The 24,407-nt window shown below is 40.8% G+C and carries 38 protein-coding genes (1 of these 38 only partly in view); 36 read left to right on the top strand and 2 right to left on the bottom strand.

The features are described 5' to 3' along the window. Nucleotides 1-21: 21 nt before the first annotated feature. The 31 genes from rplB to rpsI all read left to right on the top strand — a co-directional run bounded on the left by rplB (nucleotide 22) and on the right by rpsI (nucleotide 17,158). Nucleotides 22-852, top strand: coding sequence for a 50S ribosomal protein L2 (gene rplB, locus MHH44_RS20700; RefSeq protein ID WP_008406964.1), 831 nt, complete (start codon nucleotides 22-24; stop codon nucleotides 850-852). Nucleotides 853-912: 60 nt separating this feature from the next. Continuing rightward, nucleotides 913-1,191 carry a 30S ribosomal protein S19 gene (gene rpsS / locus MHH44_RS20695; RefSeq protein WP_004233637.1) on the top strand — a complete coding sequence of 93 codons (279 nt, stop codon included), beginning with the start codon at nucleotides 913-915 and terminating at the stop codon, nucleotides 1,189-1,191. Nucleotides 1,192-1,213: 22 nt separating this feature from the next. Continuing rightward, complete coding sequence (gene rplV / locus MHH44_RS20690; RefSeq protein ID WP_008406963.1) at nucleotides 1,214-1,558, top strand: 50S ribosomal protein L22; 345 nt, start codon at nucleotides 1,214-1,216, stop codon at nucleotides 1,556-1,558. Nucleotides 1,559-1,561: 3 nt separating this feature from the next. Further along, nucleotides 1,562-2,218, top strand: coding sequence for a 30S ribosomal protein S3 (gene rpsC, locus MHH44_RS20685; RefSeq protein ID WP_008406961.1), 657 nt, complete (start codon nucleotides 1,562-1,564; stop codon nucleotides 2,216-2,218). A 1-nt stretch (nucleotide 2,219) separates the two neighbouring features. Continuing rightward, complete coding sequence (gene rplP / locus MHH44_RS20680) at nucleotides 2,220-2,654, top strand: 50S ribosomal protein L16 (RefSeq protein ID WP_008406960.1); 435 nt, start codon at nucleotides 2,220-2,222, stop codon at nucleotides 2,652-2,654. Further along, entirely contained in the window at nucleotides 2,644-2,844 is a 201-nt protein-coding gene (gene rpmC, locus MHH44_RS20675; RefSeq protein WP_008406958.1) for a 50S ribosomal protein L29, read from the top strand. Before rplP ends, rpmC begins: the two co-directional genes overlap by 11 nt. A gap of 18 nt (nucleotides 2,845-2,862) precedes the next feature. Further along, nucleotides 2,863-3,126 carry a 30S ribosomal protein S17 gene (rpsQ, locus tag MHH44_RS20670; protein ID WP_008406957.1) on the top strand — a complete coding sequence of 88 codons (264 nt, stop codon included), beginning with the start codon at nucleotides 2,863-2,865 and terminating at the stop codon, nucleotides 3,124-3,126. 46 nt (nucleotides 3,127-3,172) lie between these two features. Then, on the top strand, nucleotides 3,173-3,541 hold the full coding sequence (rplN, locus tag MHH44_RS20665) for a 50S ribosomal protein L14 (RefSeq protein WP_008406955.1): 369 nt from the start codon (nucleotides 3,173-3,175) through the stop codon (nucleotides 3,539-3,541). A 37-nt stretch (nucleotides 3,542-3,578) separates the two neighbouring features. Continuing rightward, on the top strand, nucleotides 3,579-3,887 hold the full coding sequence (rplX, locus tag MHH44_RS20660; RefSeq protein WP_008406953.1) for a 50S ribosomal protein L24: 309 nt from the start codon (nucleotides 3,579-3,581) through the stop codon (nucleotides 3,885-3,887). Between the two features lie 28 nt (nucleotides 3,888-3,915). Beyond that, nucleotides 3,916-4,455: a 50S ribosomal protein L5 gene (gene rplE, locus MHH44_RS20655; protein ID WP_008406951.1), complete on the top strand. Its 540-nt coding sequence runs from the start codon at nucleotides 3,916-3,918 to the stop codon at nucleotides 4,453-4,455. Nucleotides 4,456-4,476: 21 nt separating this feature from the next. Beyond that, nucleotides 4,477-4,662, top strand: a complete 186-nt coding sequence (gene rpsN / locus MHH44_RS20650) for a 30S ribosomal protein S14 (protein ID WP_008406949.1) — start codon at nucleotides 4,477-4,479, stop codon at nucleotides 4,660-4,662. Nucleotides 4,663-4,692: 30 nt separating this feature from the next. Further along, nucleotides 4,693-5,091, top strand: a complete 399-nt coding sequence (gene rpsH, locus MHH44_RS20645) for a 30S ribosomal protein S8 (RefSeq protein ID WP_008406947.1) — start codon at nucleotides 4,693-4,695, stop codon at nucleotides 5,089-5,091. 31 nt (nucleotides 5,092-5,122) lie between these two features. Then, nucleotides 5,123-5,662: a 50S ribosomal protein L6 gene (rplF, locus tag MHH44_RS20640; RefSeq protein ID WP_008406946.1), complete on the top strand. Its 540-nt coding sequence runs from the start codon at nucleotides 5,123-5,125 to the stop codon at nucleotides 5,660-5,662. Nucleotides 5,663-5,703: 41 nt separating this feature from the next. Then, nucleotides 5,704-6,063 carry a 50S ribosomal protein L18 gene (gene rplR / locus MHH44_RS20635; RefSeq protein ID WP_008406944.1) on the top strand — a complete coding sequence of 120 codons (360 nt, stop codon included), beginning with the start codon at nucleotides 5,704-5,706 and terminating at the stop codon, nucleotides 6,061-6,063. Between the two features lie 21 nt (nucleotides 6,064-6,084). Further along, entirely contained in the window at nucleotides 6,085-6,585 is a 501-nt protein-coding gene (gene rpsE / locus MHH44_RS20630) for a 30S ribosomal protein S5 (protein WP_008406937.1), read from the top strand. A gap of 14 nt (nucleotides 6,586-6,599) precedes the next feature. Then, nucleotides 6,600-6,779: a 50S ribosomal protein L30 gene (gene rpmD / locus MHH44_RS20625; protein WP_008406936.1), complete on the top strand. Its 180-nt coding sequence runs from the start codon at nucleotides 6,600-6,602 to the stop codon at nucleotides 6,777-6,779. 33 nt (nucleotides 6,780-6,812) lie between these two features. Next, nucleotides 6,813-7,253: a 50S ribosomal protein L15 gene (gene rplO, locus MHH44_RS20620; protein WP_008406935.1), complete on the top strand. Its 441-nt coding sequence runs from the start codon at nucleotides 6,813-6,815 to the stop codon at nucleotides 7,251-7,253. Continuing rightward, on the top strand, nucleotides 7,253-8,548 hold the full coding sequence (gene secY / locus MHH44_RS20615) for a preprotein translocase subunit SecY (protein WP_008406934.1): 1,296 nt from the start codon (nucleotides 7,253-7,255) through the stop codon (nucleotides 8,546-8,548). The genes rplO and secY overlap by 1 nt, the downstream gene beginning before the upstream one ends. A 62-nt stretch (nucleotides 8,549-8,610) precedes the next feature. Continuing rightward, nucleotides 8,611-9,264, top strand: a complete 654-nt coding sequence (locus tag MHH44_RS20610; RefSeq protein ID WP_008406933.1) for an adenylate kinase — start codon at nucleotides 8,611-8,613, stop codon at nucleotides 9,262-9,264. Between the two features lie 413 nt (nucleotides 9,265-9,677). Then, nucleotides 9,678-9,896 carry a translation initiation factor IF-1 gene (gene infA, locus MHH44_RS20605; RefSeq protein ID WP_008406932.1) on the top strand — a complete coding sequence of 73 codons (219 nt, stop codon included), beginning with the start codon at nucleotides 9,678-9,680 and terminating at the stop codon, nucleotides 9,894-9,896. 37 nt (nucleotides 9,897-9,933) lie between these two features. Beyond that, on the top strand, nucleotides 9,934-10,047 hold the full coding sequence (rpmJ, locus tag MHH44_RS20600; RefSeq protein ID WP_000868344.1) for a 50S ribosomal protein L36: 114 nt from the start codon (nucleotides 9,934-9,936) through the stop codon (nucleotides 10,045-10,047). A 24-nt stretch (nucleotides 10,048-10,071) separates the two neighbouring features. Beyond that, complete coding sequence (rpsM, locus tag MHH44_RS20595) at nucleotides 10,072-10,437, top strand: 30S ribosomal protein S13 (protein ID WP_008406720.1); 366 nt, start codon at nucleotides 10,072-10,074, stop codon at nucleotides 10,435-10,437. 26 nt (nucleotides 10,438-10,463) lie between these two features. Continuing rightward, on the top strand, nucleotides 10,464-10,853 hold the full coding sequence (gene rpsK, locus MHH44_RS20590; protein WP_008406718.1) for a 30S ribosomal protein S11: 390 nt from the start codon (nucleotides 10,464-10,466) through the stop codon (nucleotides 10,851-10,853). A 144-nt stretch (nucleotides 10,854-10,997) separates the two neighbouring features. Next, complete coding sequence (locus tag MHH44_RS20585) at nucleotides 10,998-11,942, top strand: DNA-directed RNA polymerase subunit alpha (protein ID WP_008406717.1); 945 nt, start codon at nucleotides 10,998-11,000, stop codon at nucleotides 11,940-11,942. 56 nt (nucleotides 11,943-11,998) lie between these two features. Then, nucleotides 11,999-12,376: a 50S ribosomal protein L17 gene (gene rplQ, locus MHH44_RS20580; protein WP_008406715.1), complete on the top strand. Its 378-nt coding sequence runs from the start codon at nucleotides 11,999-12,001 to the stop codon at nucleotides 12,374-12,376. 442 nt (nucleotides 12,377-12,818) lie between these two features. After that, a complete protein-coding gene (locus MHH44_RS20575) occupies nucleotides 12,819-13,664 on the top strand; it encodes an energy-coupling factor ABC transporter ATP-binding protein (protein WP_008406713.1) in 846 nt (281 codons plus the stop codon). Further along, nucleotides 13,640-14,512 (top strand): energy-coupling factor ABC transporter ATP-binding protein, encoded by an 873-nt coding sequence (locus MHH44_RS20570; protein WP_008406712.1) that lies wholly within the window; start codon nucleotides 13,640-13,642, stop codon nucleotides 14,510-14,512. Before MHH44_RS20575 ends, MHH44_RS20570 begins: the two co-directional genes overlap by 25 nt. Further along, nucleotides 14,509-15,306: an energy-coupling factor transporter transmembrane component T family protein gene (locus tag MHH44_RS20565; protein ID WP_014822421.1), complete on the top strand. Its 798-nt coding sequence runs from the start codon at nucleotides 14,509-14,511 to the stop codon at nucleotides 15,304-15,306. Before MHH44_RS20570 ends, MHH44_RS20565 begins: the two co-directional genes overlap by 4 nt. A gap of 12 nt (nucleotides 15,307-15,318) precedes the next feature. Further along, nucleotides 15,319-16,068, top strand: coding sequence for a tRNA pseudouridine(38-40) synthase TruA (gene truA, locus MHH44_RS20560; protein ID WP_340799465.1), 750 nt, complete (start codon nucleotides 15,319-15,321; stop codon nucleotides 16,066-16,068). 230 nt (nucleotides 16,069-16,298) lie between these two features. Then, nucleotides 16,299-16,736 (top strand): 50S ribosomal protein L13, encoded by a 438-nt coding sequence (rplM, locus tag MHH44_RS20555; protein ID WP_008406709.1) that lies wholly within the window; start codon nucleotides 16,299-16,301, stop codon nucleotides 16,734-16,736. Between the two features lie 29 nt (nucleotides 16,737-16,765). Next, nucleotides 16,766-17,158 carry a 30S ribosomal protein S9 gene (gene rpsI / locus MHH44_RS20550; RefSeq protein ID WP_008406708.1) on the top strand — a complete coding sequence of 131 codons (393 nt, stop codon included), beginning with the start codon at nucleotides 16,766-16,768 and terminating at the stop codon, nucleotides 17,156-17,158. A 70-nt stretch (nucleotides 17,159-17,228) separates the two neighbouring features. Here the strand turns inward: rpsI and MHH44_RS20545 are convergent, their stop codons facing one another. After that, nucleotides 17,229-18,266, bottom strand: a complete 1,038-nt coding sequence (locus tag MHH44_RS20545) for a C45 family autoproteolytic acyltransferase/hydolase (protein WP_008406707.1) — start codon at nucleotides 18,264-18,266, stop codon at nucleotides 17,229-17,231. 164 nt (nucleotides 18,267-18,430) lie between these two features. On the opposite strand from MHH44_RS20545, the gene MHH44_RS20540 reads away from it, so the two are divergent. From MHH44_RS20540 to MHH44_RS20520, 5 genes are all read left to right on the top strand, one after another. Continuing rightward, nucleotides 18,431-18,715, top strand: a complete 285-nt coding sequence (locus MHH44_RS20540) for a hypothetical protein (protein ID WP_008406705.1) — start codon at nucleotides 18,431-18,433, stop codon at nucleotides 18,713-18,715. A 32-nt stretch (nucleotides 18,716-18,747) separates the two neighbouring features. Further along, nucleotides 18,748-20,487 carry an ABC transporter ATP-binding protein gene (locus MHH44_RS20535; protein WP_008406703.1) on the top strand — a complete coding sequence of 580 codons (1,740 nt, stop codon included), beginning with the start codon at nucleotides 18,748-18,750 and terminating at the stop codon, nucleotides 20,485-20,487. Next, the gene (locus tag MHH44_RS20530; RefSeq protein ID WP_008406701.1) at nucleotides 20,480-22,288 is read left to right on the top strand and encodes an ABC transporter ATP-binding protein; all 1,809 of its coding nucleotides are present in this window, start codon (nucleotides 20,480-20,482) and stop codon (nucleotides 22,286-22,288) included. The genes MHH44_RS20535 and MHH44_RS20530 overlap by 8 nt, the downstream gene beginning before the upstream one ends. Nucleotides 22,289-22,346: 58 nt before the next feature. Then, a complete protein-coding gene (locus tag MHH44_RS20525) occupies nucleotides 22,347-23,060 on the top strand; it encodes an N-acetylmuramoyl-L-alanine amidase (RefSeq protein ID WP_039967144.1) in 714 nt (237 codons plus the stop codon). A gap of 73 nt (nucleotides 23,061-23,133) precedes the next feature. Further along, entirely contained in the window at nucleotides 23,134-24,189 is a 1,056-nt protein-coding gene (locus MHH44_RS20520; RefSeq protein ID WP_008406699.1) for a P-loop NTPase, read from the top strand. Nucleotides 24,190-24,234: 45 nt separating this feature from the next. Here the strand turns inward: MHH44_RS20520 and gerD are convergent, their stop codons facing one another. Further along, a protein-coding gene (gene gerD / locus MHH44_RS20515) for a spore germination lipoprotein GerD (protein ID WP_008406698.1) crosses the window boundary here: on the bottom strand, nucleotides 24,235-24,407 show its 3' portion. 445 nt of this gene lie beyond the right edge of the window; only the last 173 of its 618 coding nucleotides appear in the window; the start codon falls outside the window, past its right edge; its stop codon occupies nucleotides 24,235-24,237.

Genomic DNA, 24,407 nt, shown 5'->3' with positions numbered 1-24,407 from the left:
TTAAAGAAGGAGGGAATACAAATGGCGATTAAAAAGTATAAGCCAACCTCAAATGGTCGTCGTAACATGACGTCTTCTGACTTTGCTGAAATCACTACTAATAAACCTGAAAAGTCTTTATTAGAACCGACTAAACGCAAAGCTGGTCGTAACAACCAGGGTAAAATTACTGTTCGTCATCACGGTGGCGGTCACAAGAAACAATACCGTGTTATCGATTTTAAACGTCTTAAAGACGGCATTCCAGGACGCGTTGCTACAATCGAGTACGATCCAAACCGTTCTGCGAACATCGCTTTAATTAACTATGCTGACGGTGAAAAACGTTACATCTTAGCTCCGAAAGGTCTTGAAGTAGGTCAAACTATTTATTCAGGTCCAGAAGCGGATATCAAAGTAGGTAACGCATTACCATTAGCAAACATTCCAATGGGTACTACAATCCATAACATCGAAATGAAACCTGGTAAAGGTGGACAATTAGTACGTTCTGCTGGTACTTCTGCGCAAGTATTAGGTCGTGAAGGCAAGTACGTAATCGTTCGCTTACAATCTGGTGAAGTACGTTTAATCCTTGCTACTTGCCGTGCAACAATCGGTCAAGTTGGTAACGAACAACACGAACTTATCAACATCGGTAAAGCAGGTCGTTCTCGTTGGTTAGGTAAACGCCCAACAGTACGTGGTTCTGTAATGAACCCTAACGATCACCCACACGGTGGTGGTGAAGGACGTTCTCCAATCGGACGTAAATCTCCAATGACACCATGGGGCAAACCAGCTCTTGGTTACAAAACTCGTAGCAAGAAAAATAAATCATCTAAATTTATTATTCGTGGACGTAAAAAATAATGTGGTAAAACTACGGTTCAGTTCGAGAGCCGTGGTCGTATCACGGAGGGAGGTTCCTAAATGGGTCGCAGCTTAAAGAAAGGACCTTTTGTTGATGACCACCTAATGAAAAAGGTGGAAGCACAAGAGGCTTCTGAGAAAAAACAGGTTATCAAAACTTGGTCTCGCCGTTCTACTATCTTCCCAAACTTCATCGGTTTAACAATCGCTGTATATGATGGACGTAAACACGTTCCTGTATACGTAACTGAAGATATGGTAGGTCATAAACTTGGTGAGTTCGCACCAACTCGTACTTATAAAGGTCACGGTGCAGATGACAAGAAAACAAGACGCTAATTTTGAGAGGAGGTAAATCCTAATGACACAAGCTAAAGCTATCGCTCGTACAGTTCGTATCGCTCCTCGTAAAGTTCGTCTAGTAGTAGACTTAATCCGAGGCAAGCAAATTGGTGAAGCAGTTGCAATTTTACGTCATACTCCAAAAGCGGCGTCTCCAGTCGTTGAGAAAGTATTAAAATCTGCAGTTGCTAACGCTGAACATAACTATGAGTTAGATGTTAATAACTTAGTTGTATCTGAAATCTTTGTTGATGAAGGTCCAACATTAAAACGTTTCCGTCCACGTGCACAAGGTCGTGCGTCGGCAATCAACAAACGTACTAGCCACATTACAATCGTGGTATCTGAGAAGAAGGAGGTTTAATCCGTGGGTCAAAAAGTACATCCAATAGGACTACGTGTTGGTGTTATTCGTGACTGGGAGTCAAAGTGGTTCGCTGAGAAAGACTACGCTAACTTATTACACGAAGACATCAAAGTACGTAAATATATCGAAACTAAACTTAAAGATGCATCTGTATCTAAAGTAGAAATCGAACGCGCTGCAAATCGCGTAAACATCACTATTCACACTGCGAAACCAGGTATGGTTATCGGTAAAGGTGGTACGGAAGTTGAAAACTTACGTAAACACTTAACTGAAGTAACTGGTAAACGTGTGCATATCAACATTATTGAAATCAAACGTGCAGATCTTGACGCTAAATTAGTAGCTGAAAACATCGCTCGTCAACTTGAGAACCGCGTATCATTCCGTCGTGCTCAAAAACAATCAATCCAACGCACAATGCGCGCTGGTGCAAAAGGTATTAAAACACAAGTATCTGGTCGTTTAGGTGGCGCTGATATCGCGCGTGCTGAACACTATAGTGAAGGAACTGTTCCGCTTCATACATTACGTGCTGACATTGATTACGCACATGCTGAAGCTGATACTACTTACGGTAAACTAGGCGTTAAAGTTTGGATCTACCGTGGTGAAGTCCTTCCTACTAAAAAGAACTCTGTGGAAGGAGGCAAATAATATGTTATTACCTAAACGCGTAAAATATCGTCGTGAACACCGTGGTAACATGCGTGGAGAAGCGAAGGGCGGTAAAGAAGTATCTTTTGGTGAGTTTGGCTTACAAGCTACAACAGCATCTTGGATTACAAACCGTCAAATCGAATCTGCTCGTATCGCAATGACTCGTTACATGAAACGTGGCGGTAAAGTTTGGATCAAAATCTTCCCACATAAGCCTTACACGAAAAAGCCTCTAGAAGTCCGAATGGGTTCTGGTAAAGGTTCTCCTGAAGGTTGGGTAGCAGTAGTAAAACCAGGAAAAGTAATGTTCGAAATTGCTGGTGTATCTGAAGAGGTGGCACGTGAAGCACTTCGTTTAGCATCACATAAACTTCCTGTTAAATGTAAAATTGTAAAACGTCAAGAAACTGGTGGTGAATCTAATGAAAGCTAATGAAATCCGTGACCTTGCCACTAATGAAATTGAATTAAAAGTAAAATCACTGAAAGAAGAGCTTTTCAACCTTCGCTTCCAATTGGCGACTGGTCAATTAGAAAACACAGCTCGCATCCGTGAAGTTCGCAAAGCGATTGCACGTATGAAAACTGTGATTCGTGAAAGAGAAATCAGTGCAAATAACTGATAAAGGAGGGTTTTAAGTATGACTGAGCGTAACCAACGCAAAGTTTACACGGGCCGTGTTGTTTCAGACAAAATGGATAAGACAATTTCTGTATTAGTTGAAACTCATAAAAAGCACAAGCTTTATGGCAAGCGTGTAAAATACTCGAAAAAGTTTAAAGCTCATGATGAGCTAAACACTGCGAATATCGGTGATATCGTACGTATCATGGAAACTCGCCCGCTATCAGCTACTAAACGCTTCCGTTTAGTTGAAGTTGTAGAAAAAGCGGTTATTATTTAATAACACATTTCGGAATAAAATATATTTCCGAAGGGAGGTAACCTAAGTGATTCAACAAGAAAGTCGTATGAAAGTTGCTGACAACTCAGGTGCACGTGAAGTTTTAACGATTAAAGTACTTGGTGGTTCTGGTCGTAAAACTGCAAACATCGGAGATATCGTTGTTTGTACAGTTAAGAAAGCAACACCAGGTGGCGTTGTCAAGAAAGGTGACGTTGTTAAGGCTGTTATCGTTCGCACAAAATCAGGTGCTCGTCGTAAAGACGGTACTTACATTAAATTTGATGAGAATGCTTGCGTAATTATCAAAGATGATAAATCACCACGCGGAACTCGTATTTTCGGACCAGTTGCACGTGAATTACGTGATGGCAACTTCATGAAAATCGTTTCTTTAGCTCCAGAAGTTCTTTAATTTCATGACAGTACCAATCAAGGAGGTGCGACACATAATGCATGTTAAAAAGGGCGACAAAGTAAAAGTAATTACTGGTAAAGACAAAGGTAAAGAAGGCGTAATCTTAGCTGCTTTCCCTAAACAAGACCGTGTTCTTGTTGAAGGTGTAAACATCGTTAAGAAACACGTTAAACCTAACCAACTTAACCCACAAGGTGGAATTGTATCTCAAGAAGCTGCAATCCACATTTCGAACGTAATGCTAATCGATCCTAAATCTGGCGAGCCGACTCGTGTAGGTATTGAGATCAAGGATGGCAAAAAAGTTCGTGTTGCAAAAAAATCAGGTGTAGTAATCGACTAATAAGTAAATTGAGAAGGGAGGTACACACATGAGCCGCCTAAAAGAAAAGTATTCAAATGAAGTTTCACCTGCTCTAATGAGCAAGTTCGAATATAAATCAGTAATGCAAGTTCCAAAAGTGGAGAAAATCGTAATCAACATGGGTGTTGGTGACGCTGTTCAAAACTCAAAAGCTCTTGATGTAGCTGTAGAAGAATTAACAATAATTACTGGACAAAAACCAGTAGTAACTAAAGCGAAAAAATCTATCGCAGGTTTCCGTTTACGTGAAGGTCAAGCGATCGGTGCTAAAGTTACATTACGCGGTGAGCGTATGTATGAATTCCTGGATAAATTAATCTCTATCGCACTTCCACGTGTACGTGACTTCCGTGGTGTTTCTAAAAAAGCATTCGATGGTCGCGGTAACTATACATTAGGTGTTAAAGAGCAATTGATTTTCCCAGAAATCGATTACGATAAAGTTTCAAAAGTACGCGGTATGGACATCGTGATCGTAACTACTGCGAATTCTGACGAAGAAGCTCGCGAGTTATTAACACAGTTCGGTATGCCGTTCCAAAAGTAATAAAATAAGGAGGGCGAAGACGTGGCAAAAAAATCAATGATCGTTAAACAACAACGCACGCAAAAATTTAAAGTTCAAGAATATACACGTTGTGAACGCTGTGGCCGTCCACACTCTGTATACCGCAAATTTAAACTTTGCCGTATTTGTTTCCGTGAACTTGCATATAAGGGACAAATTCCTGGCGTTAAAAAAGCCAGCTGGTAATCCCCTAATTTGGGAAGGAGGTAAATTTTCATGACAATGACTGATCCGATTGCAGATATGCTTACACGCATTCGTAATGCGAACATGGTACGTCACGAGAAGTTAGAAGTTCCTGCTTCTAACGTTAAGAAAGAGATCGCTGAAATTTTAAAGCGTGAAGGTTTCGTACGTGATGTAGAATATGTAGAAGACAACAAGCAAGGTATCATCCGTATTTTCTTAAAATATGGTAAAGAGAACGAGCGTGTTATCACTGGTCTTAAACGTATTTCTAAACCAGGTTTACGTGTATATGCTAAAACAAACGAAGTACCTAAAGTATTAAACGGTCTTGGTATCGCTTTAGTATCTACTTCAAACGGTTTATTAACTGACAAAGAAGCTCGCGCTAAACAAGTTGGCGGAGAAATCTTAGCATACATTTGGTAATTAGTAAGAAAAGAACGGAGGTGCAATATAAATGTCTCGCGTAGGTAAAAAAGTTATCGAGGTACCTGCTAACGTAACAATCGAAGTCGGTGCCGACAATCTTGTTACTGTTAAAGGTCCTAAAGGCGAATTAACTCGTCAATTCAACCAAGATATGAAAATCGAGCAAGAAGGCAACACTTTATCAGTTGTTCGTCCTTCTGATTCTAAAGAACACCGTACAAACCACGGTACAACTCGTGCGTTACTAGCTAACATGGTAACAGGTGTTTCTGAAGGCTTCACTCGTACTCTAGAACTTATCGGTGTAGGTTACCGTGCACAGTTACAAGGTACTAAGCTTGTACTAAACGTTGGTTACTCTCACCCAGTTGAGTTTACACCTGAGCAAGGTTTAGAGGTCGAAGTTCCTTCGAACACGAAGATCATCGTTAAAGGTATTTCTAAAGAGCGTGTTGGTGCATTAGCATCTAACATCCGTGACGTACGTCCACCAGAGCCTTACAAAGGTAAAGGGATCCGTTACGAAGGTGAATTCGTTCGCCGTAAAGAAGGTAAAACAGGTAAATAATGCGGCATAAACCGCATTAATTTTTGAAAGGAGTGACCACTGTGATTACGAAACAAGATAAAAATCAAGTTCGTAAAAAACGTCATGGGCGTGTTCGTTCTAAAATTTCGGGTACTGCACAACGTCCACGTTTAAACGTATTCCGTTCTAACAAGAACATCTATGCACAACTAATCGATGACGTAGCTGGCGTAACTTTAGTTTCTGCTAATACTCAAGAAAAAGCTTTCGAAGGTATGGGCGCAAACGTAGAAGCTGCTGCTAAAATCGGTGAAACAATCGCTAAACGCGCTGCTGAAAAAAATATTACTACAGTAGTATTTGACCGTAGCGGTTACTTATATCATGGACGTGTAAAAGCTTTAGCAGAAGCTGCACGTGAAAACGGCTTAGAATTTTAATAAGAAGGAGGGACATACTTCATGAGTCGCATTGACGCAAACAAATTAGAACTTGAAGAACGCGTAGTTACAATTAACCGTGTTGCTAAAGTTGTTAAAGGTGGTCGTCGCTTCCGCTTCTCTGCTCTAGTAGTAGTAGGAGATAAAAATGGTCATGTAGGATTTGGTACTGGTAAAGCCCAAGAGGTTCCAGATGCAATCCGTAAGGCTGTTGAAGACGCGAAGAAAAACTTAATCGAAGTACCACGCGTGGGTGGAACTACTCCACACTTAGTGCAAGGTCGCTTCGGTGCAGGTTCAATCTTAATCAAACCTGCAGCTCCTGGTACAGGAGTTATCGCTGGTGGTCCAGTACGTGCCGTACTTGAACTAGCTGGTATTACTGATATTCTTTCAAAATCTCTTGGTTCAAACACACCAATCAACATGGTGCGTGCAACTGTAGCAGGTTTAACTGAATTAAAACGCGTAGAAGAAGTTGCAAAACTACGTGGTAAATCAGTGGAAGAGTTATTAGGATAAGGGGGGGAATTATAATGGCTAAATTACAAATTACCCTTAATAAATCTGTCATCGGTACTAAACCAAACCAACGTAAAGTTGTTGAGGCTTTAGGATTACGTAAATTAAACCAAACTGTGGAACAAGCTGATAACGCTGCGATCCGCGGGATGATTACAAAAGTAGCTCACTTAGTTACTGTTAAAGAAATTTAATTTCAATTATACGAACAAGGAGGTGCCACCCAAATGAAACTTCATGAGTTAAAACCAGCAGAAGGTTCACGTAAAGTACGTAACCGCGTTGGTCGTGGTATCGGTTCTGGTAACGGTAAAACTTCTGGTAAAGGTCATAAAGGTCAAAACGCTCGTTCTGGCGGCGGCGTTCGCCCAGGATTTGAGGGGGGTCAAAACCCACTTTTCCGTCGTTTACCTAAACGTGGCTTTACGAACATTAACCGTAAAGAATACGCTATCGTTAACCTTGACGCGTTAAACCGTTTTGAAGATGGTGCAGAAGTAACACCTGCATTATTATTAGAAACTGGTATCGTGAGCAACGAAAAAGCTGGAATCAAAATTCTAGGTCATGGTACATTAAGCGTTAAGCTTAATGTTAAGGCTCACAAATTCTCTGCTTCTGCTAAAGAAGCAATTGAGAACGCTGGCGGAACAACTGAGGTGATCTAATGTTTCAGACAATCTCTAACTTTATGCGCGTTCGAGATATACGAAATAAAATCATCTTCACACTTTTAATGTTAATCATTTTTCGTCTCGGAACATTCATTCCGGTACCAAATGTTAACGCAGATGTATTAAAGGCAACTGATGAGTTCAGCTTAGTAGGTTTCCTTAATACGTTTGGCGGTGGTGCATTGGCAAACTTCTCAATCTTTGCGATGGGGATTATGCCGTACATCACAGCCTCAATTATTGTCCAGTTACTTCAAATGGATGTAGTACCTAAGTTTGCAGAATGGGCGAAACAAGGTGATGTAGGTCGACGCAAGTTGGCTCAATTCACTCGTTATTTCACGATTGTATTAGCATTCATTCAATCTTTCGCAATGAGCTTTGGGTTTAACCAATTTTATGGCGGATCATTGATTACGGATACTAGTATTCAATCATACTTAACGATTTCAATCGTATTAACTGCAGGTACAGCATTCATATTGTGGTTATCTGAACAAATTACTGCATATGGTGTTGGTAATGGTATTTCTATCATTATCTTCGCTGGTATCGTAGCTGCGATTCCTAACGCAGTAAACCAAATCTATGCACAACAAATTGATGGGGCTGGCGATCAATTGTTTATCAATATTGCCATTTTAGTTCTATTAGTTCTAGTGCTGCTTGCTGTTGTCGTTGGAGTTATTTATATTCAACAAGCGTTGCGTAAAATTCCAATCCAATATGCAAAACGAGTTGCTGGGAATTCACCTAAAGTTGGTGCACAGCAAACGCATTTACCGTTAAAAGTAAATGCTGCAGGGGTTATTCCGGTAATCTTTGCGGTTGCGTTTATTGTTACACCTCAAACTTTAGCAACATTCTTTGGAGATAATAATGTAACAGCGTTTATTACGAACACGTTTGACTATACTAAACCTGTTGGTATGTTAATCTATGTTGCTTTAATTATCGCCTTCACATACTTCTATGCTTTCATTCAGGTGAATCCGGAAAATGTGGCAGATAACTTGAAAAAGCAAGGTGCCTATATCCCGGGTATCCGCCCAGGTAATGACACTCAAGCTTACTTAACAAAAGTTCTTTATCGTTTAACATTAGTTGGTGCTTTATTCTTAGTAGTTATTTCAGTAATGCCGATTTTATTCATTAACTTCATGAACCTGCCAGCTTCGGCTCAAATCGGGGGAACAAGTATGATTATCGTAGTCGGTGTTGCACTTGAAACAATGAAACAGTTAGAGTCTCAATTAGTGAAGCGTCATTATAAAGGCTTTATGAAATAATGCAGGTTTAGGAAACATTCTCGTTTCCTTACCGGCTTATGCTATAAAGGGGAGTATTACGTATGAATATCGTTTTAATGGGTCTTCCAGGAGCCGGTAAAGGTACTCAGGCTGACAAAATTGTTGAGAAGTACGCAATCCCTCATATTTCTACAGGCGATATGTTCCGTGCCGCTATTAAAGAAGGTACAGAATTAGGTTTACAGGCCAAAGCGTTTATGGATCAAGGTGCATTAGTACCTGATGAAGTAACGATTGGTATTGTTCGTGAACGTCTTTCACAACCAGACTGCGAAAAAGGTTTCTTATTAGACGGATTCCCGCGTACAGTTCCTCAAGCTGAAGCTTTAGACAGCATCCTTGAAGAATTAGGACGCCCAGTTGAGCATACAATTAATGTTCAAGTTGAAAAAGAAGAATTAATCGCACGTTTAAGTGGTCGTCGTATTTGTAAGACTTGTGGTACATCATATCATTTAGTGTTTAATCCTCCAAAAGTGGATGGCATTTGTGATAAAGATGGCGGCGAGTTGTACACGCGTGCAGATGATAATCCTGAAACTGTTACAAACCGTCTGGAAGTAAATATGAACCAAGCACAACCTTTACTTGATTTCTATAAAGCAAAGGGAGTACTTACAAATATTAATGGACAGCAAGAAATTTCAAAAGTATTTGCTGATCTTGATGCTCTATTGCAGGGCAGCCGCAGCTGATATCCGTCCGGGCGCTAGACAGCTTCCGCGGTAGTCATGCGGAGGCAACAACGAAACATAATTTTTTGAGAGTTGCAAAAGCATATTGTGCCCGGTATATACTATAAAGGTTGAGCACTTAAATAGTGTGATGACATCTTTGTAACGTATAATGGGTTTCGTGGAAGCATCTGTGTAACGGGTATGAATCTCTCATCAAGACATTCCGGCTATCGTGTTAACATAAGGATGCGGTTCCTTATAGGATACTGTTTCCATGGATTGTGTGAAGCGAAACCAGACGAGCGTCTTATTCTACATCTCTCATGCAATCCAAACCATATGTTGAAACGAGTTGCTTCTTAATTAGGAGAAACAGTTGCAAGAGCTCGCATGAGTTTTTTGATATAAGCATATAGAAGGGAGTCGAGAAGATGGCGAAAGACGATGTAATTGAAGTCGAAGGGACAGTTCTTGAGACTTTGCCAAACGCGATGTTTAAGGTAGAATTAGAAAATGGGCACACTGTGCTTGCACACGTATCTGGAAAGATCCGTATGCACTTTATCCGTATCCTACCTGGAGATAAGGTTACTATTGAGTTATCTCCTTATGATTTAACTCGCGGTCGTATCACATACCGTTTTAAATAATCTTTTGCACTCCGGACTATTAAGGAGGTTAGGTTAGATGAAAGTGAGACCATCTGTGAAACCGATCTGCGAAAAATGTAAAGTAATTCGCCGACGCGGTAAAGTAATGGTAATCTGTGAAAATCCTAAACACAAACAAAAACAAGGATAATTAATCAAGGAGGTGCACTAACGAATGGCACGTATTGCTGGTGTTGATATTCCTCGCGACAAACGCGTTGTAATTTCATTAACATACATTTACGGTATTGGTAAAACTACTTCTCAAAAAGTATTAGCAGGTGCAGGTATTGACGAAAATACTCGCGTTAAAGACTTAACAGAAGATCAATTAAACCAAATTCGTGAACAATTAGATTCATACAAAACTGAAGGTGACTTACGTCGTGAAGTTTCTTTAAACATCAAACGTTTAATGGAAATTGCTTCAAACCGTGGTATCCGTCACCGTCGTGGTTTACCTGTTCGTGGTCAAAATACGAAAAACAATGCGCGTACGCGTAAAGGTCCACGTAAGACTGTAGCGAACAAGAAAAAATAATTAAGTAAAGGAGGTTCCTTCTTAACATGGCTCGTAAACAACAAACTCGTAAACGTCGTGTGAAAAAGAACATCGAATCTGGTGTTGCTCACATCCGTTCTACATTCAACAATACAATCGTAACGATCACTGATATGCAAGGTAACGCATTATCTTGGTCTTCAGCTGGTGCTTTAGGTTTCCGTGGTTCACGTAAATCAACTCCATTCGCAGCTCAAATGGCTGCTGAAACAGCTGCAAAAACTTCAATGGAACATGGTTTAAAAAACATTGAAGTAACAGTTAAAGGTCCTGGTTCAGGTCGTGAAGCTGCAGTACGTGCACTTCAAGCTGCTGGATTAGAAGTAACTGCTATTAAAGACGTTACTCCAGTTCCTCATAACGGTTGCCGTCCGCCAAAACGTCGTCGTGTGTAATGGGTGCAGCTTAGAAGTATAATTACTTCTACGTACATCATGTTACTTTGTACAAAAGTCTTGTGCATTTTATAGTCTAACTCAGATTAACAACTTGATGATAAGAACCTATACATTAGATGTTTTGAAGGAGGGTAAATTGGAATGATCGAAATTGAAAAACCAAAGATTGAAACAGTGGAGATTAGCGAAGATGCCAAATACGGCAAGTTTGTTGTAGAACCGCTTGAACGCGGTTATGGTAATACTTTGGGGAATTCTCTACGTCGTATCCTTCTGTCTTCATTACCTGGAGCTGCTGTTACGTCAATTCAAATTGACGGCGTATTACACGAATTCTCAACTGTAGAAGGCGTTGTAGAAGATGTCGCTTCGATTATCTTAAACGTGAAAAAGCTAGCTTTAAAAATCTACTCTGACGAAGAAAAAGTTATTGAGATTGATGTAAAAGGTGACGGAACGGTTACTGCAGCTGACATTACACATGACAGTGATGTAGAAATTTTAAACCCAGATCTATATATCGCAACAATCGCTAAGAACGGTCATTTACGTATGCGTATGTACGCACAGCGTGGCCGTGGTTATACTCCTGCTGATCAAAACAAACGTGAGGATCTTCCTATCGGCGTGATCCCGATCGACTCTATTTACACTCCAGTTTCACGCGTCAACTTCCAAGTAGAGAACACTCGTGTTGGACAAAATTCTGACTACGACAAGTTATCACTTGATGTATGGACAGATGGAAGCATCGGTCCTAAAGAGGCGATTTCACTTGGAGCGAAAATTTTAACTGAACACTTAAATATCTTCGTTGGCATGACGAACGAGGCACAAACTGCTGAAATCATGGTCGAAAAAGAAGAAGACCAAAAAGAAAAAGTATTAGAGATGACTATCGAAGAACTTGATCTTTCTGTTCGTTCTTACAACTGCTTGAAGCGTGCTGGTATCAATACGGTACTAGAATTAGCTAACAAGTCAGAAGACGATATGATGAAAGTACGTAATCTTGGTCGTAAGTCTCTTGAAGAAGTTAAGCATAAGTTAGAAGAGCTTGGTTTAGGATTGCGTAAAGAAGACTAAGCGAAAAATTATAAAATTTAGCTAGATCAGATATATTTAAAAGGAGGGAAACGTCCATGGGTTACAGAAAACTTGGTCGTACAAGTTCTCAACGTAAAGCATTATTACGCGACTTAGCTACTGATTTAATCATCAACGAGCGCATCGAAACTACTGAAGCGCGCGCTAAAGAAACTCGTAAAGCTGTTGAGAAAATGATTACTTTAGGTAAACGCGGAGATTTACATGCTCGTCGTCAGGCAGCAGCATTCATCCGTCGTGAGCTAGTAACAGTTGGAGAAGGCGAAGAAGAAAAAACTGTTTTTGCACTTCAAAAATTATTTGACGATATCGCACCTCGTTATGCGGAGCGTCAAGGTGGTTACACTCGTATTCTTAAAGTAGGTCCTCGTCGTGGAGACGGCGCACCAGTAGTAGTTATCGAATTAGTTTAATTCTTAATAACATACAGGTGGAAAAGGGGTGTCCGGTTCACCGGTTGAACCCGCACCCCTTTTTTATATAAACAAAATTGATTTATACGACATAATTAAGCTGAGCGTTATGATGAGCGGGGTAGTAAATACTGGCGTCTCGTTTAGCTCTCCGCACCTCATTCAACGAATTCTCGGGCTTGAGCACCCGCGAATTTTGTAAATGTAACGACAAGCGCATTTCTCTGAATGAGGTGCGCGCTTTTTTATTTATGGAATGAAGGGTTGAGCCCCTAAATTCCCAATACATATGCAAACATAAAGTACGTTTAGATAGGTGGCCGTTCGCGCAAAACTTGTTTGAAAACGTGCTTTATTTTTATATAGGTATCATTTCCTGGGAAATTTAAACTGACTACTAATATGTCATACAATAGCGAAGCAGAGGGGAGAGTAGCTGCGCATGAGTGAAATTTTATCATTTAATCAAGTAACCTACTCCTATACACCGGAAGAGCCTCATACACGCAATGCAGTAGAGGATGTTTCTTTTACAATCAATAAAGGGGAATGGATTACGATTGTCGGCCATAATGGCTCCGGAAAATCGACAATGGCTAAATTGATGAGTGGCTTACTAATGCCACAGCAAGGGGAAATCCGGATTAAACGTGAAATCCTCACAGAAGAAAATATATGGGATATTCGTTCGCAGATTGGTATTGTCTTTCAAAATCCGGACAATCAGTTTGTAGGGGCTACTGTGCAGGATGATGTAGCTTTCTCGTTGGAAAACAACGGTGTTCCGCATGAAGAAATGGTTAAACGTGTGCACAATGCACTGAGACAAGTAAAGATGGAAGACTTTATCAACCACGAGCCTCATCATTTATCAGGCGGACAAAAGCAGCGTGTTGCCATTGCAGGGGCACTAGCGATGCATCCGCAAATATTAATATTGGATGAAGCGACATCGATGCTGGATCCTCAAGGCCGTGAAGAAGTGTTAACAATCGTGGAAGCATTGCGTAAAGAAATTGATCTTACGGTACTCGCGATAACTCATGATCTCGAAGAAGCATTGTTGGCCGATCGCATTATTTTTATGAATGCCGGCAAAAAATACGCTGAGGGAACGCCGGAAGAGATTTTTGCTTTAGGTGATGATCTCGTACAGTTTGGTTTGGATATGCCGTTTGCGATGAAAATGACGAAGCTGTTGCAAGCACAAGGTGTACAACTTGTAGGACAACATATGACAGAAGAAGAGCTGGTGAATGACTTATGGACATCCAACTTCAACAAGTAAGCTATGCCTATGCAAAAGGCACTCCATTTGAAAAGCAAGCTTTACATGAGGTTGACTTAACAATTAAAAGTGGAACATTTCAGGCGATTATCGGACATACAGGTTCTGGGAAATCAACAATCCTCCTTCACTTTAATGGATTATTAAAACCTTCGAGCGGTACAGTGAAAATCGGGGACCGAATCATTGAAGCCGGAAAAAAGGCAAAAGACTTAAAAACAGTACGTCAAAAAGTAGGCATCGTGTTCCAGTTTCCTGAGCACCAACTTTTTGAGGAAACCGTATTAAAGGATATTATGTTTGGTCCGATGAATTTTGGGGTGTCTGAAGAAGAAGCGGAAAAACGTGCCCGTGAGCTGATTTCGTTAGTAGGGTTACCGGAAGAAATATTGGACAAATCCCCATTTGACCTATCAGGTGGACAGATGCGCCGTGTTGCCATTGCGGGTGTACTGGCAATGGATCCTGAAGTGATTGTGTTGGATGAGCCAACAGCGGGTCTTGATCCACGTGGTCAAAAGGAAATTATGGACTTATTTTATACGCTACATAAAGAGCGCGGTTTAACAACGATACTTGTAACACATAGTATGGAAGATGCAGCACGTTATGCGGATTCGGTTGCAATTATGCATGAAGGACGGTGTGTGTTAACTGGAGATCCGCGTACGATTTTCAGCGATCGGCAAACGCTTGCCCAATTCCGTCTGGAGCCGCCACGTATTGTTCGTTTTCAGCATCAGGTAGAGAAGATGATGGGTAAAACGTTAGAAAAAGTATGCTTAACTGAAGAAGAGCTTGCCGTAGAAATAGGACAGGCCATTCCAAAGGGGCGTGAACAGCAATGATGGAAAAAATGATTTTTGGGCGCTATATACCAGGAAATTCATTTGTGCATAAGCTCGATCCGCGTTCAAAGCTGCTTTTTGTTTTTGCATTTATTATCGTAGTCTTTTTTGCCAATAATGTGGTAACCTATGCGCTGCTTTTGGCGTTTACATTACTCGTTATTTTACTGTCGAGAATACGCCTTTATTTTTTAATCAACGGCTTAAAACCTGTCATATTCTTAATGCTCTTCACTTTGATTTTGCATTTGTTTATGACGAGGGAAGGACCTGTATTAGTTGATCTTGGCTTTATAAAAATATACGAAGAAGGCTTACGACAAGGGATGTTCATATCAATGCGCTTTTTAATGCTAGTATTTATGACATCGATCTTAACGTTAACGACTTCCCCTATTTCAATTACGGACGGTCTGGAAGTACTGCTCGATCCGTTTAAAAAGGTAAAGCTGCCTGTTCATGAGCTTGCACTAATGATGTCGATTTCTTTACGTTTCATTCCAACATTAATGGATGAGACAGATAAAATTATGAAAGCACAGATGGCTCGTGGTTCAGATTTAAGTGCAGGACCAATTAAAGATCGTCTAAAGGCGGTCGTGCCATTGTTAGTACCGCTCTTTGTCAGTGCATTTAAACGAGCGGAAGATTTAGCGACTGCAATGGAAGTGCGCGGCTACCGTGGGGGAGAAGGGCGTACGAAATACCGTCAGCTAAAGTGGATGGTTAGAGATACGGCTATTTTAGTTGTACTTGTATTATTAGGCGTCCTGTTATGGATGCTGCGCAGTTAGAGGAGTAAAGATATGGTGAGATTAAAAGCAACGATTAGCTATGACGGTACCGGCTTTGCCGGCTATCAGGTGCAGCCGGGTGAACGTACAGTACAACTGGAAATCGAAAAAGTATTAACAACAATGCAAAAAGGGACACAAGTTAAAATTACAGCAAGCGGCCGTACAGATGCGCGTGTCCATGCAACGGGTCAGGTTATACATTTTGATACAGCTCTTGAGATTCCGCCCGAGAAATTTCAAAAGGCATTAAATGTCCAATTGCCGCGTGATATTCGTGTACTCCACATGGAGCAAGTAAAGGAAGACTTTCATGCCCGCTATGATGTATCAGGCAAGCGTTACCGATATATTTGGGATTGCAGCACTGTTCAAAGCCCGTTTAGAAGACACTATACAGTGGAGACAGGTGGAGTAAAGCCGAATGTAGAAGCAATGCGTGAAGCCGCACAAGCAATTGTCGGGACACATGACTTCAGCTGTTTCTGCGCGGCGAATACGAGTGTTGTAGACAAAGTACGTACGGTTGAAACGCTGGAACTTGTCTGGCAAGGGGAAGAGCTGCATATGACAATTAGCGGCAACGGCTTTTTATATAATATGGTTCGGATTATTGCAGGTACATTATGGGAAGTTGGCATTGGACGAAGAGAAGCTTCTTCATTAGAAAAGACGATTGCTTCGATGGACCGTGCACAAGCAGGTAAAACAGCACCAGCACATGGTCTATATTTAGAACAAGTTTTTTATCAAGATTTGTGATTTTTTTTTGAAAAAGTTTTCCTTTTCTCTATAAAATCCTAGAGAAATCGGCTTGTGAAAAGGGTTAACAACCTCTCCAGGTGTTCAATTAAATATCTTGACTTTAAACGCGATCCAGTATATGATGATGTATGGTATTTTCATTACCACCACAATAATAAGCCCCGAAACTTATAAAGTGTATATAATGAAAAATAACGGTAATTCATATCGATTAGGAGGATACAAACATGCGCACAACTTTCATGGCTAAAGGTCAAGAAGTAGAACGTAAATGGTTAGTAGTTGACGCAGAAGGCCAAACGTTAGGTCGTTTAGCTTCTGAAGTAGCTTCTATCTTACGCGGTAAACATAAACCAACTTTCACACCAAACGTTGATACAGGAGATCATGTGATCATCATCAACGCTGATAAAATTGAGTTAACAGGTAACAAATTACAAAAGAAAATTTACTACCGTCACACTCAGTTCGCTGGTGGTTTAAAACAACGTACAGCTGGTGAAATGAAGGAAAAATACCCAACTCAAATGCTTGAGTTAGCAATTAAAGGTATGCTTCCAAAGAACTCTTTAGGTCGTCAAATGTTCTCTAAATTGAACGTTTACACTGGTTCTGAACATCCACATGCTGCACAAAAACCAGAAGCTTACGAGTTACGTGGTTAATCAATAAACTATAATAGGAGGAAATAACTTTGGCACAAGTACAATACATCGGCACAGGTCGCCGTAAAAGCTCAACTGCTCGCGTACGTTTAGTACCAGGCGAAGGTAAAGTAGTAATCAACAACCGTGATGTTGCAGATTACCTACCATACGAAACTTTACACTTAATTATCAACCAACCATTAGTAGCTACAGAAACTAAAGGTTCATATGACGTTCACGTTAACGTAAACGGTGGTGGATTCACAGGTCAAGCTGGAGCAATCCGTCACGGTATCGCACGTGCATTATTACAAGTTGATCCAGACTTCCGCCCAGCTTTAAAATCAGCGGGTCTATTAACTCGTGATTCACGTATGAAAGAACGTAAAAAACCAGGTCTACGCGGCGCTCGTCGTGCACCTCAGTTCTCAAAACGTTAATCTTTACGATTACTATTTTGCGAAATTACAAAACCCTTTCTTGGAATTTTTCCGAGAAAGGGTTTTTTCTTTATTCATTCGCAAAGCCATTTGTCGCATGAAGTTTTCCTTTAATTTTCGAAAGAGGCAAATAAGTTCCGCTTAGCCACGATTTAAAATCGATAACTATAGGCAATGCATCTCCACCTAAAGCAATAATACATTTACCTTCAGTTGGTAAATAGCCAACCGTATGGAGTGTACCATCCCATGCTCCGTATTTTGTCGCAAAGACCCCATTTTCGATACCATTCATTAATTTGAACGCATTTTCAAAAGTAAGTGGAGTTTCTTGGGCATTCGAAATAATATGTTCGCGCGCTAATGAATCCTCTGTTCGGTAACGGTTTTCTTCTGTCAGAACTTTAAAGTGATTCGTGCAGGCTGTTGCGTCCCGAACAGCTACATTGCGCGGAGATGCTTCTACTGCCGCCATCGTTTGCTCCGCATCTAGTAATACATAATTAAATGAATGTTTATGGGGAATATTTTTTAGTAATGAAATCCCCTCTTCAACAGTTGCGCAACGCTCCAGTAACAGACGCCCGATCATATTGCATACAAAGCCATCCGCCCTGTTTTTCGTATTTACAAAGTTATAACCGACGACGAGTCCTTTTTCATTCATCCCATCCATCCGTCCTGTAATTTGCATGGAAGGTCCGAGTGTCGCATAGCCACCGTCAGTTGGTTCATATAATACAAAACGCCCATCATAGCTTTCGGGGTCATTGTCATAGTTGCGGATCATATAAGAAGGGTTTGTCGTAATAGAGCAGCCGCTTTTTTTGTGTGCTGCATAATATCCGCCATAATGAAGTAAAGCCTGTTCTTCCTTATAACCAAGTGTATAAGCGAGGCCTTCGATTTCTTCTTCAATTCCTGGGCCGAAACGGGCTAAAAGTTGTTTAACATATATTTTATCTATAGAAAACCTATCATCCAATTGTTTATAAAGCTTTTCTCTATTATAAAAAAGAGGCGAATTTTTTAAGAGCTCTCCCTGATAAACACCGAACTCATAATGGGATCCTCTAAATTGGATAATATCGCTCGTCACGTTTTTCATGATGTACTCCTTTAATGAATCTGTTTTTTTTATAGTAACGATTTTTAATGAACAAACAAAATAAAAGGATTTGAATAAATTACTCTCCCTAAATACTTTAGCAGTAGTAGTATTTTTGTATACATTAGTATACAATAGTATTCAAAAAGGATGGGGTTAAAAATATGAGGTCTGAAACCAGAGGGAGACATCGAGGCGAAGGAGAACACGGTAGTCGCCGTTCTAAGGGTGCACAAACATTCCGGCGCGGGCGTGCATTGGAGTTTTACCGTCAACTCGAAATGAAGCGCTCAACATTGAAACAACAACTGGAGTCTTCAGAATTGAAATCAATTCATCCTGTTATTGCAGGGGAATTGAAAGCAACTGAAGCAATTATGAATGATTTTGTCGGCTTGTTTCAGCTGAATGAATTGTTGGAAGAAGCACAAGCAACAGAAGAGGAATAATTTTTCACAACATAAGGAAGTGAACTTGTTTAATGCAAGCAGTATGGAAACTCTCAAAATATATTAAGCCATATATATTATTTGCGATCATCGCTCCTGTAATGATGGTTATTGAGGTAAGTATGGATTTGCTGCAACCTACAATATTACAGCATATTATTGATGATGGGATCGCTCAAACTGATACGTCATATATTGTGAAAATGTTTGGCTTAATGATAGCGACATCCGTAATCGGTCTAATTGGCGGGATAGGGTGTTCCATTTATGCATCGCGGACGGCCGTAAACTTTTCAACCGATCTACGGCAAGATTTATATGAAACGATTACATATTTTTCAAATAGCAGTAAAGATAAATTTACGCTCGGAAAGCTTGTTACAAATTTAACGAGTGATATGGAAATGCTACAGCGGGCATTGACGATGTTACTGAAAGTATTTGTCCGTGGACCAATGATGTTTATCGGGGCCATTGTCATTGTCTTTATTACAGCGCGAGAGCTATTTCCGATTTTATTGGTCGTGGTTCCGATTTTGGCATTTTGCATGTATTATTTTACGGCACTTTCAGGAAAGCTTTTTCATAAAGTGCAGAAGGTTGTCGATATGGTAAACACAAAAGTTCAGGAAAACTTGGCAGGTATTCGTGTCATTAAGGCATACAACAGGAAAAATCACCAAATTGAACAGTTTACCGAAGTGAATACACAGCTGATGAAACGCAGTATGGCAGCCGATCAAATTATAGGCGTACTGGCACCCCTTACGATGTTTGTCGTGAACTTAGGTATTGTAGCAGCACTTTGGATGGGTGCGATCAAAGTGGATAACAACACGTTGCAAGTAGGGGTTATTCTTGCCTTTATCAACTATTTAATGATGGTAATGCAGGGGCTGATGAGTTCATCAATGGTACTTGTACAGTTGGCACGTGCAATACCAAGCGCGGGGCGAATTGTAGAAGTGCTGGAAGAGAATACAGATTTAACGAGCCCTTTAAAACCAGAGATAAAACAAATTCAGGGAAGTATTAGTTTCGAAAATGTAAGCTTCTCCTATTTAAAAGAAACAGAATCCGTATTGAAAAATATTAGCTTCCACGTGAATGCGGGAGAAACAGTCGGCATTATCGGAATGACAGGAAGCGGGAAATCGACATTAGTTAAAATGATTCCACGCCTGTTTGATCCTGACAGTGGCAGCGTAAAAATAGACGGAGTGCCAATTGGCAGCTATTCATTGGAACATTTACGCCAGTCAATCGGTTTTTCCCCGCAAAAAGCGACATTGTTCTCAAAAACGATTGCCGACAACTTGCGCTACGGTAAATCCGATGCAACGTCAGAGGACATTGTACAGGCATTACAGTCGGCAAACGCAAAGGAATTTGTCGACAAACTGGATGCAGGGACAGAACATTTGCTCACACAAGGGGCGACAAACTTGTCCGGTGGGCAAAAGCAGCGTTTGGCAATGGCGAGATCCTTTATCCGGAAACCGAGTATTTTAATTTTGGATGATGTGACAAGTGCGGTTGACAGTATTTCTGAAAAAACAATTCAACGGGCGATTGAAGAACAGTTCAGTGATGCTACAAAAGTGATTGTTTCGTCTAAAATCTCTTCTATTCGTCATGCTGATCAAATACTTGTAATGGACGACGGGAAAATTGCTGCACAAGGAACACATGAGCAACTATTGCAGGAAAGTATATTGTATCAAGAAATGGCAAAAACACAGGCAGAAAAAGGGGTGACCTTAAGTGAATAAACAACAAGGGGAACCGCCTGTACCTATGAGGCATCCAGGTGGGCGCTTTACAGGTCCAGTTGTGAAGCCAAAAAATCAAAAGGAAACACTGCTTCGGATTTGGAGCTATTTACGTGTTCAAAAGGTAGAGCTGATCAGTGTCGTCATTTTCGTTATTATTAGTACACTGTTAAGTTTAGTCGGTCCATTTCTAATCGGGAAAACGATTGATGATTATATTGTGAAGCTCGATGTGCCGGGGGCGATTCGCATGGCACTTATTTTGGCAGGGGTCTATATCGCATCGTCCGTACTCACTTGGCTTCAAACATTTGTCATGATTCGTGTTTCACAGAAGACCATTCGCCGGTTGCGTCAACACCTGTTTGAGCAGTACCAGTCACTGCCGCTCGCATTTTACGATAAAAAACAGCAGGGCGATTTAATGAGCCGGATGACCAATGATATCGAAAATTTAAATGCGGCATTGTCCCAAAGTGTCATACAAATTGTTTCAAGTTTTTTAACGATTGTCGGGACGGCCTTTGCACTCTTTTATTTAGATTGGCGATTAGCACTAGTAACGCTCATTATTATTCCACTCATCGTTTATGCGACAAAGCAGATTATTAAACGAAGCAGCGTGAACTACAAGGCACGTCAACGGGATCTGGGCAATTTAAATGGTTATATTGAAGAAACCATTTCGAACGCGGATATTATTACGCTTTTCGGTCAGGAAAAATCAACGCTTGCTGAGTTCAAAGAAGCCAATGAGCGATTGCGCGGTTCAGCGATGCGAGCCGATATTATCTCTGGCTTCATGGGTCCAATCAATAACTTTATGAACAACTTAGGTTTAAGCCTTGTAATAGGTGCAGGTGCAATCATGGCTGTAACAAGCGGACTGACAATCGGTGTAATCGCATCATTCGTTACGTACACCCGACAGTTTTTCCGGCCGATCAACCAGCTATCGAACCTGCTCAATACGTTCCAATCGGCCATTGCGGGTTCCGAACGTGTTTTTGAAGTGTTAGATGAAACAAAAGAAGTAGCGGACATTGAAAATGCAAAAGAGAAAGAACAGTTCAGTGGTGATGTAAAGTTCGAAAATGTTCAATTTGCATATGAAACGGGCAAGCCTGTATTACACGGAATTGATTTTGAAGCAAAGGCAGGAGAGACAGTTGCCATTGTTGGCCCTACTGGTTCCGGGAAGACGACAATCATTCAGCTGCTAACACGATTTTATGATGCGACAGGTGGCCGGATTTTATTGGACGGCGAACCAATTGAACATTACAAAATGACGAATGTGCGCGACCATGTCGGGGTCGTTCTGCAGGATACGTATTTGTTTTCAGGAACGGTGCGAGAAAATATCCGTTTCGGTAAGCTCCATGCAACAGATGATGAAGTTGAACAAGCAGCAAAAATTGCATATGCACATAATTTTATAAAGTATTTGCCTGAACAGTATGATACTGTACTGACAAGCGGAGGCTTAAATTTAAGTCAGGGGCAGCGTCAGCTTATAGCGATTGCCCGTGCAATTCTAGAGGATCCCGATATCTTAATTTTAGATGAAGCAACTTCAAGTGTTGATACGATGACAGAAGTGCATATTCAGAAAGGCTTGAACAATTTGATGGAAGGGCGAACAAGCTTTGTCATTGCACACCGTCTTAAAACAATTGAAAATGCGGATCAGATCCTCGTCATTAAGGACGGTCAAATTTTAGAACAAGGAAATCATGATTCTTTAATGAAGGAACAAGGTTTTTATGCAACATTACAACGTCAGCTCCAGTCTCAATGATAAGGTGAATATTCCGCCGTCCTTTTGCGTATAGTAGGCAAAAAGGACGGTGTTTTTTTTGAAACGTTGGCTTGCACTCATATTCGTAATTTTTTGTTCGATGCTTGTCGTTGTATATGAAACGAACGCATCCGACCGGCGATTTTTTTTACCCGAGCCATTAGGTGGGGTAAAAATTGTGTTAGATGCTGGTCATGGAGGAATTGATGGTGGTGCTTCAAATGGAGAGGTAATTGAAAAAGACGTGACACTGGCAATTACAAAAAAAGTAGCTCGTCAATTAACACGTTTAGGTGCGGAAGTAGTATTAACACGTTCAACGGATGGAGATGTATTAAGTGAACATGCACCAAGTGAAACATTTCCAACACTTCGTGAGCGTAAAAAGCAGGACATTTTTTTACGTGAAACGTTAGTGGACTCACATGAACCGGATCTATTCGTTACGATTCACGCAAATGCAATCCCAAATAGTAAATGGCGAGGGGCGCAAGTGTTTTACCATCACACTGGACACGAGAAAAGCCAGGCACTCGCACAGGCTGTACAACAATCAATTCGAGAGACGATGGAAAATACGGACCGCGAAGCACTGTCGATTAAAAATGTTTATTTATTAAAGAAAATTGAAAAACCGGCTGTATTAGTAGAAACAGGATTTTTAAGTAATGAGGAAGAGCGTGATTTACTGGCAAATGACAGCTATCAGGAAAAAATGGCATTTGCGATTGCACGCGGAATTGAAAACTTTATTCATGTAAAATACGAGTAGGCAACATGTAATAACAATACGAATCGATTATGATATACTAACAAATGTAATTTCATTCAGGGGAGTGTTTGATATGTTAAATGAGGAACAAGTCCGAGAACTATTAGGAGAACTACAAGATCCGTTTTTACATAAATCACTAGCAGAAACAAAAGGTGTAACAAACGTTTCGATTAAAGCAGAAAAAGCGCATGTTAGTGTTCGTATTGCAATTGCAAAAACTAATACGCCTGAACAAATGACACTTCAAATGAAAATTGTTGAAGTGTTAAAAGAAAATGGCGCGGCTTCCGTTGGGATTCGTTTTGAAGAGCTACCGGCAGAAGTACTGCAATCATTCCGTGGACAAGCGACCGAAGCAGAAGCACAAGATATTTTATCGCCTTTATCAAGCGTACAATTTATTTCAATTGCCTCAGGTAAAGGTGGAGTAGGGAAATCGACGGTATCTGTAAATATGGCAGTTGCACTAGCACGCCTAGGCAAAAAAGTCGGTTTAATCGATGCTGATATTTATGGTTTCTCTGTACCGGACATGATGGGTGTAACAGAAATGCCGGTCGTAAAAGATGACCGTATTTACCCGGTGGAACGTCTTGGTGTAAAAGTTATCTCAATGGGATTCTTTGTTGAAAACAATGCACCAATCGTTTGGCGCGGACCGATGCTTGGTAAAGTATTGGACCAGTTCTTCCGTGATGTCGAGTGGGGCGATTTAGACTATCTACTATTGGATTTACCACCAGGAACGGGAGACGTAGCACTGGATATTCACCAAATGCTGCCATCTTCAAAAGAGATTGTTGTGACAACACCTCATCCGACAGCCGCTTTCGTAGCAGCCCGTGCAGGTGCGATGGCATTACAAACAAATCATGAAATCCTAGGTGTTATTGAGAATATGGCTTGGTATGAAAGCAAATCAGGCGAAAAAGAATTCGTATTTGGTCAAGGCGGCGGTCCGAAGCTAGCTGATGAACTGCGCACAAAATTACTTGGTCAAATTCCGTTAGGACAACCAGATTGGACAGAGGAAGACTTCGCACCTTCTGTATATGCAGAATCGCATCCAACAGGTAAAATCTATTTACAAATTGCTGAAGAAATTATTTCAGAATTAAATAAATAACAAAAAAACAACCAGTTGTCCCAATGAGACGACTGGTTGTTTTTTTTATGAGCCTCCACCGCTGTCTTTACCGCCGCCGCTATCCTTCCCTGAGCCAGATCCGGATTCAGACCCCGAACCAGAACCCTTCTCGGATGAAGCTTCACCGCTTTTCTTAATGAGCTCCTGCCATTTTGTCTGCATAAGCGGATTTTCGATTGTTTCCATTACGATTTTCT

The sequence above is a fragment of the Solibacillus sp. FSL K6-1126 genome (assembly GCF_038003445.1).
GTDB lineage: Bacteria > Bacillota > Bacilli > Bacillales_A > Planococcaceae > Solibacillus > Solibacillus silvestris.
This window is presented reverse-complemented; position numbering and strand designations above follow the sequence as displayed.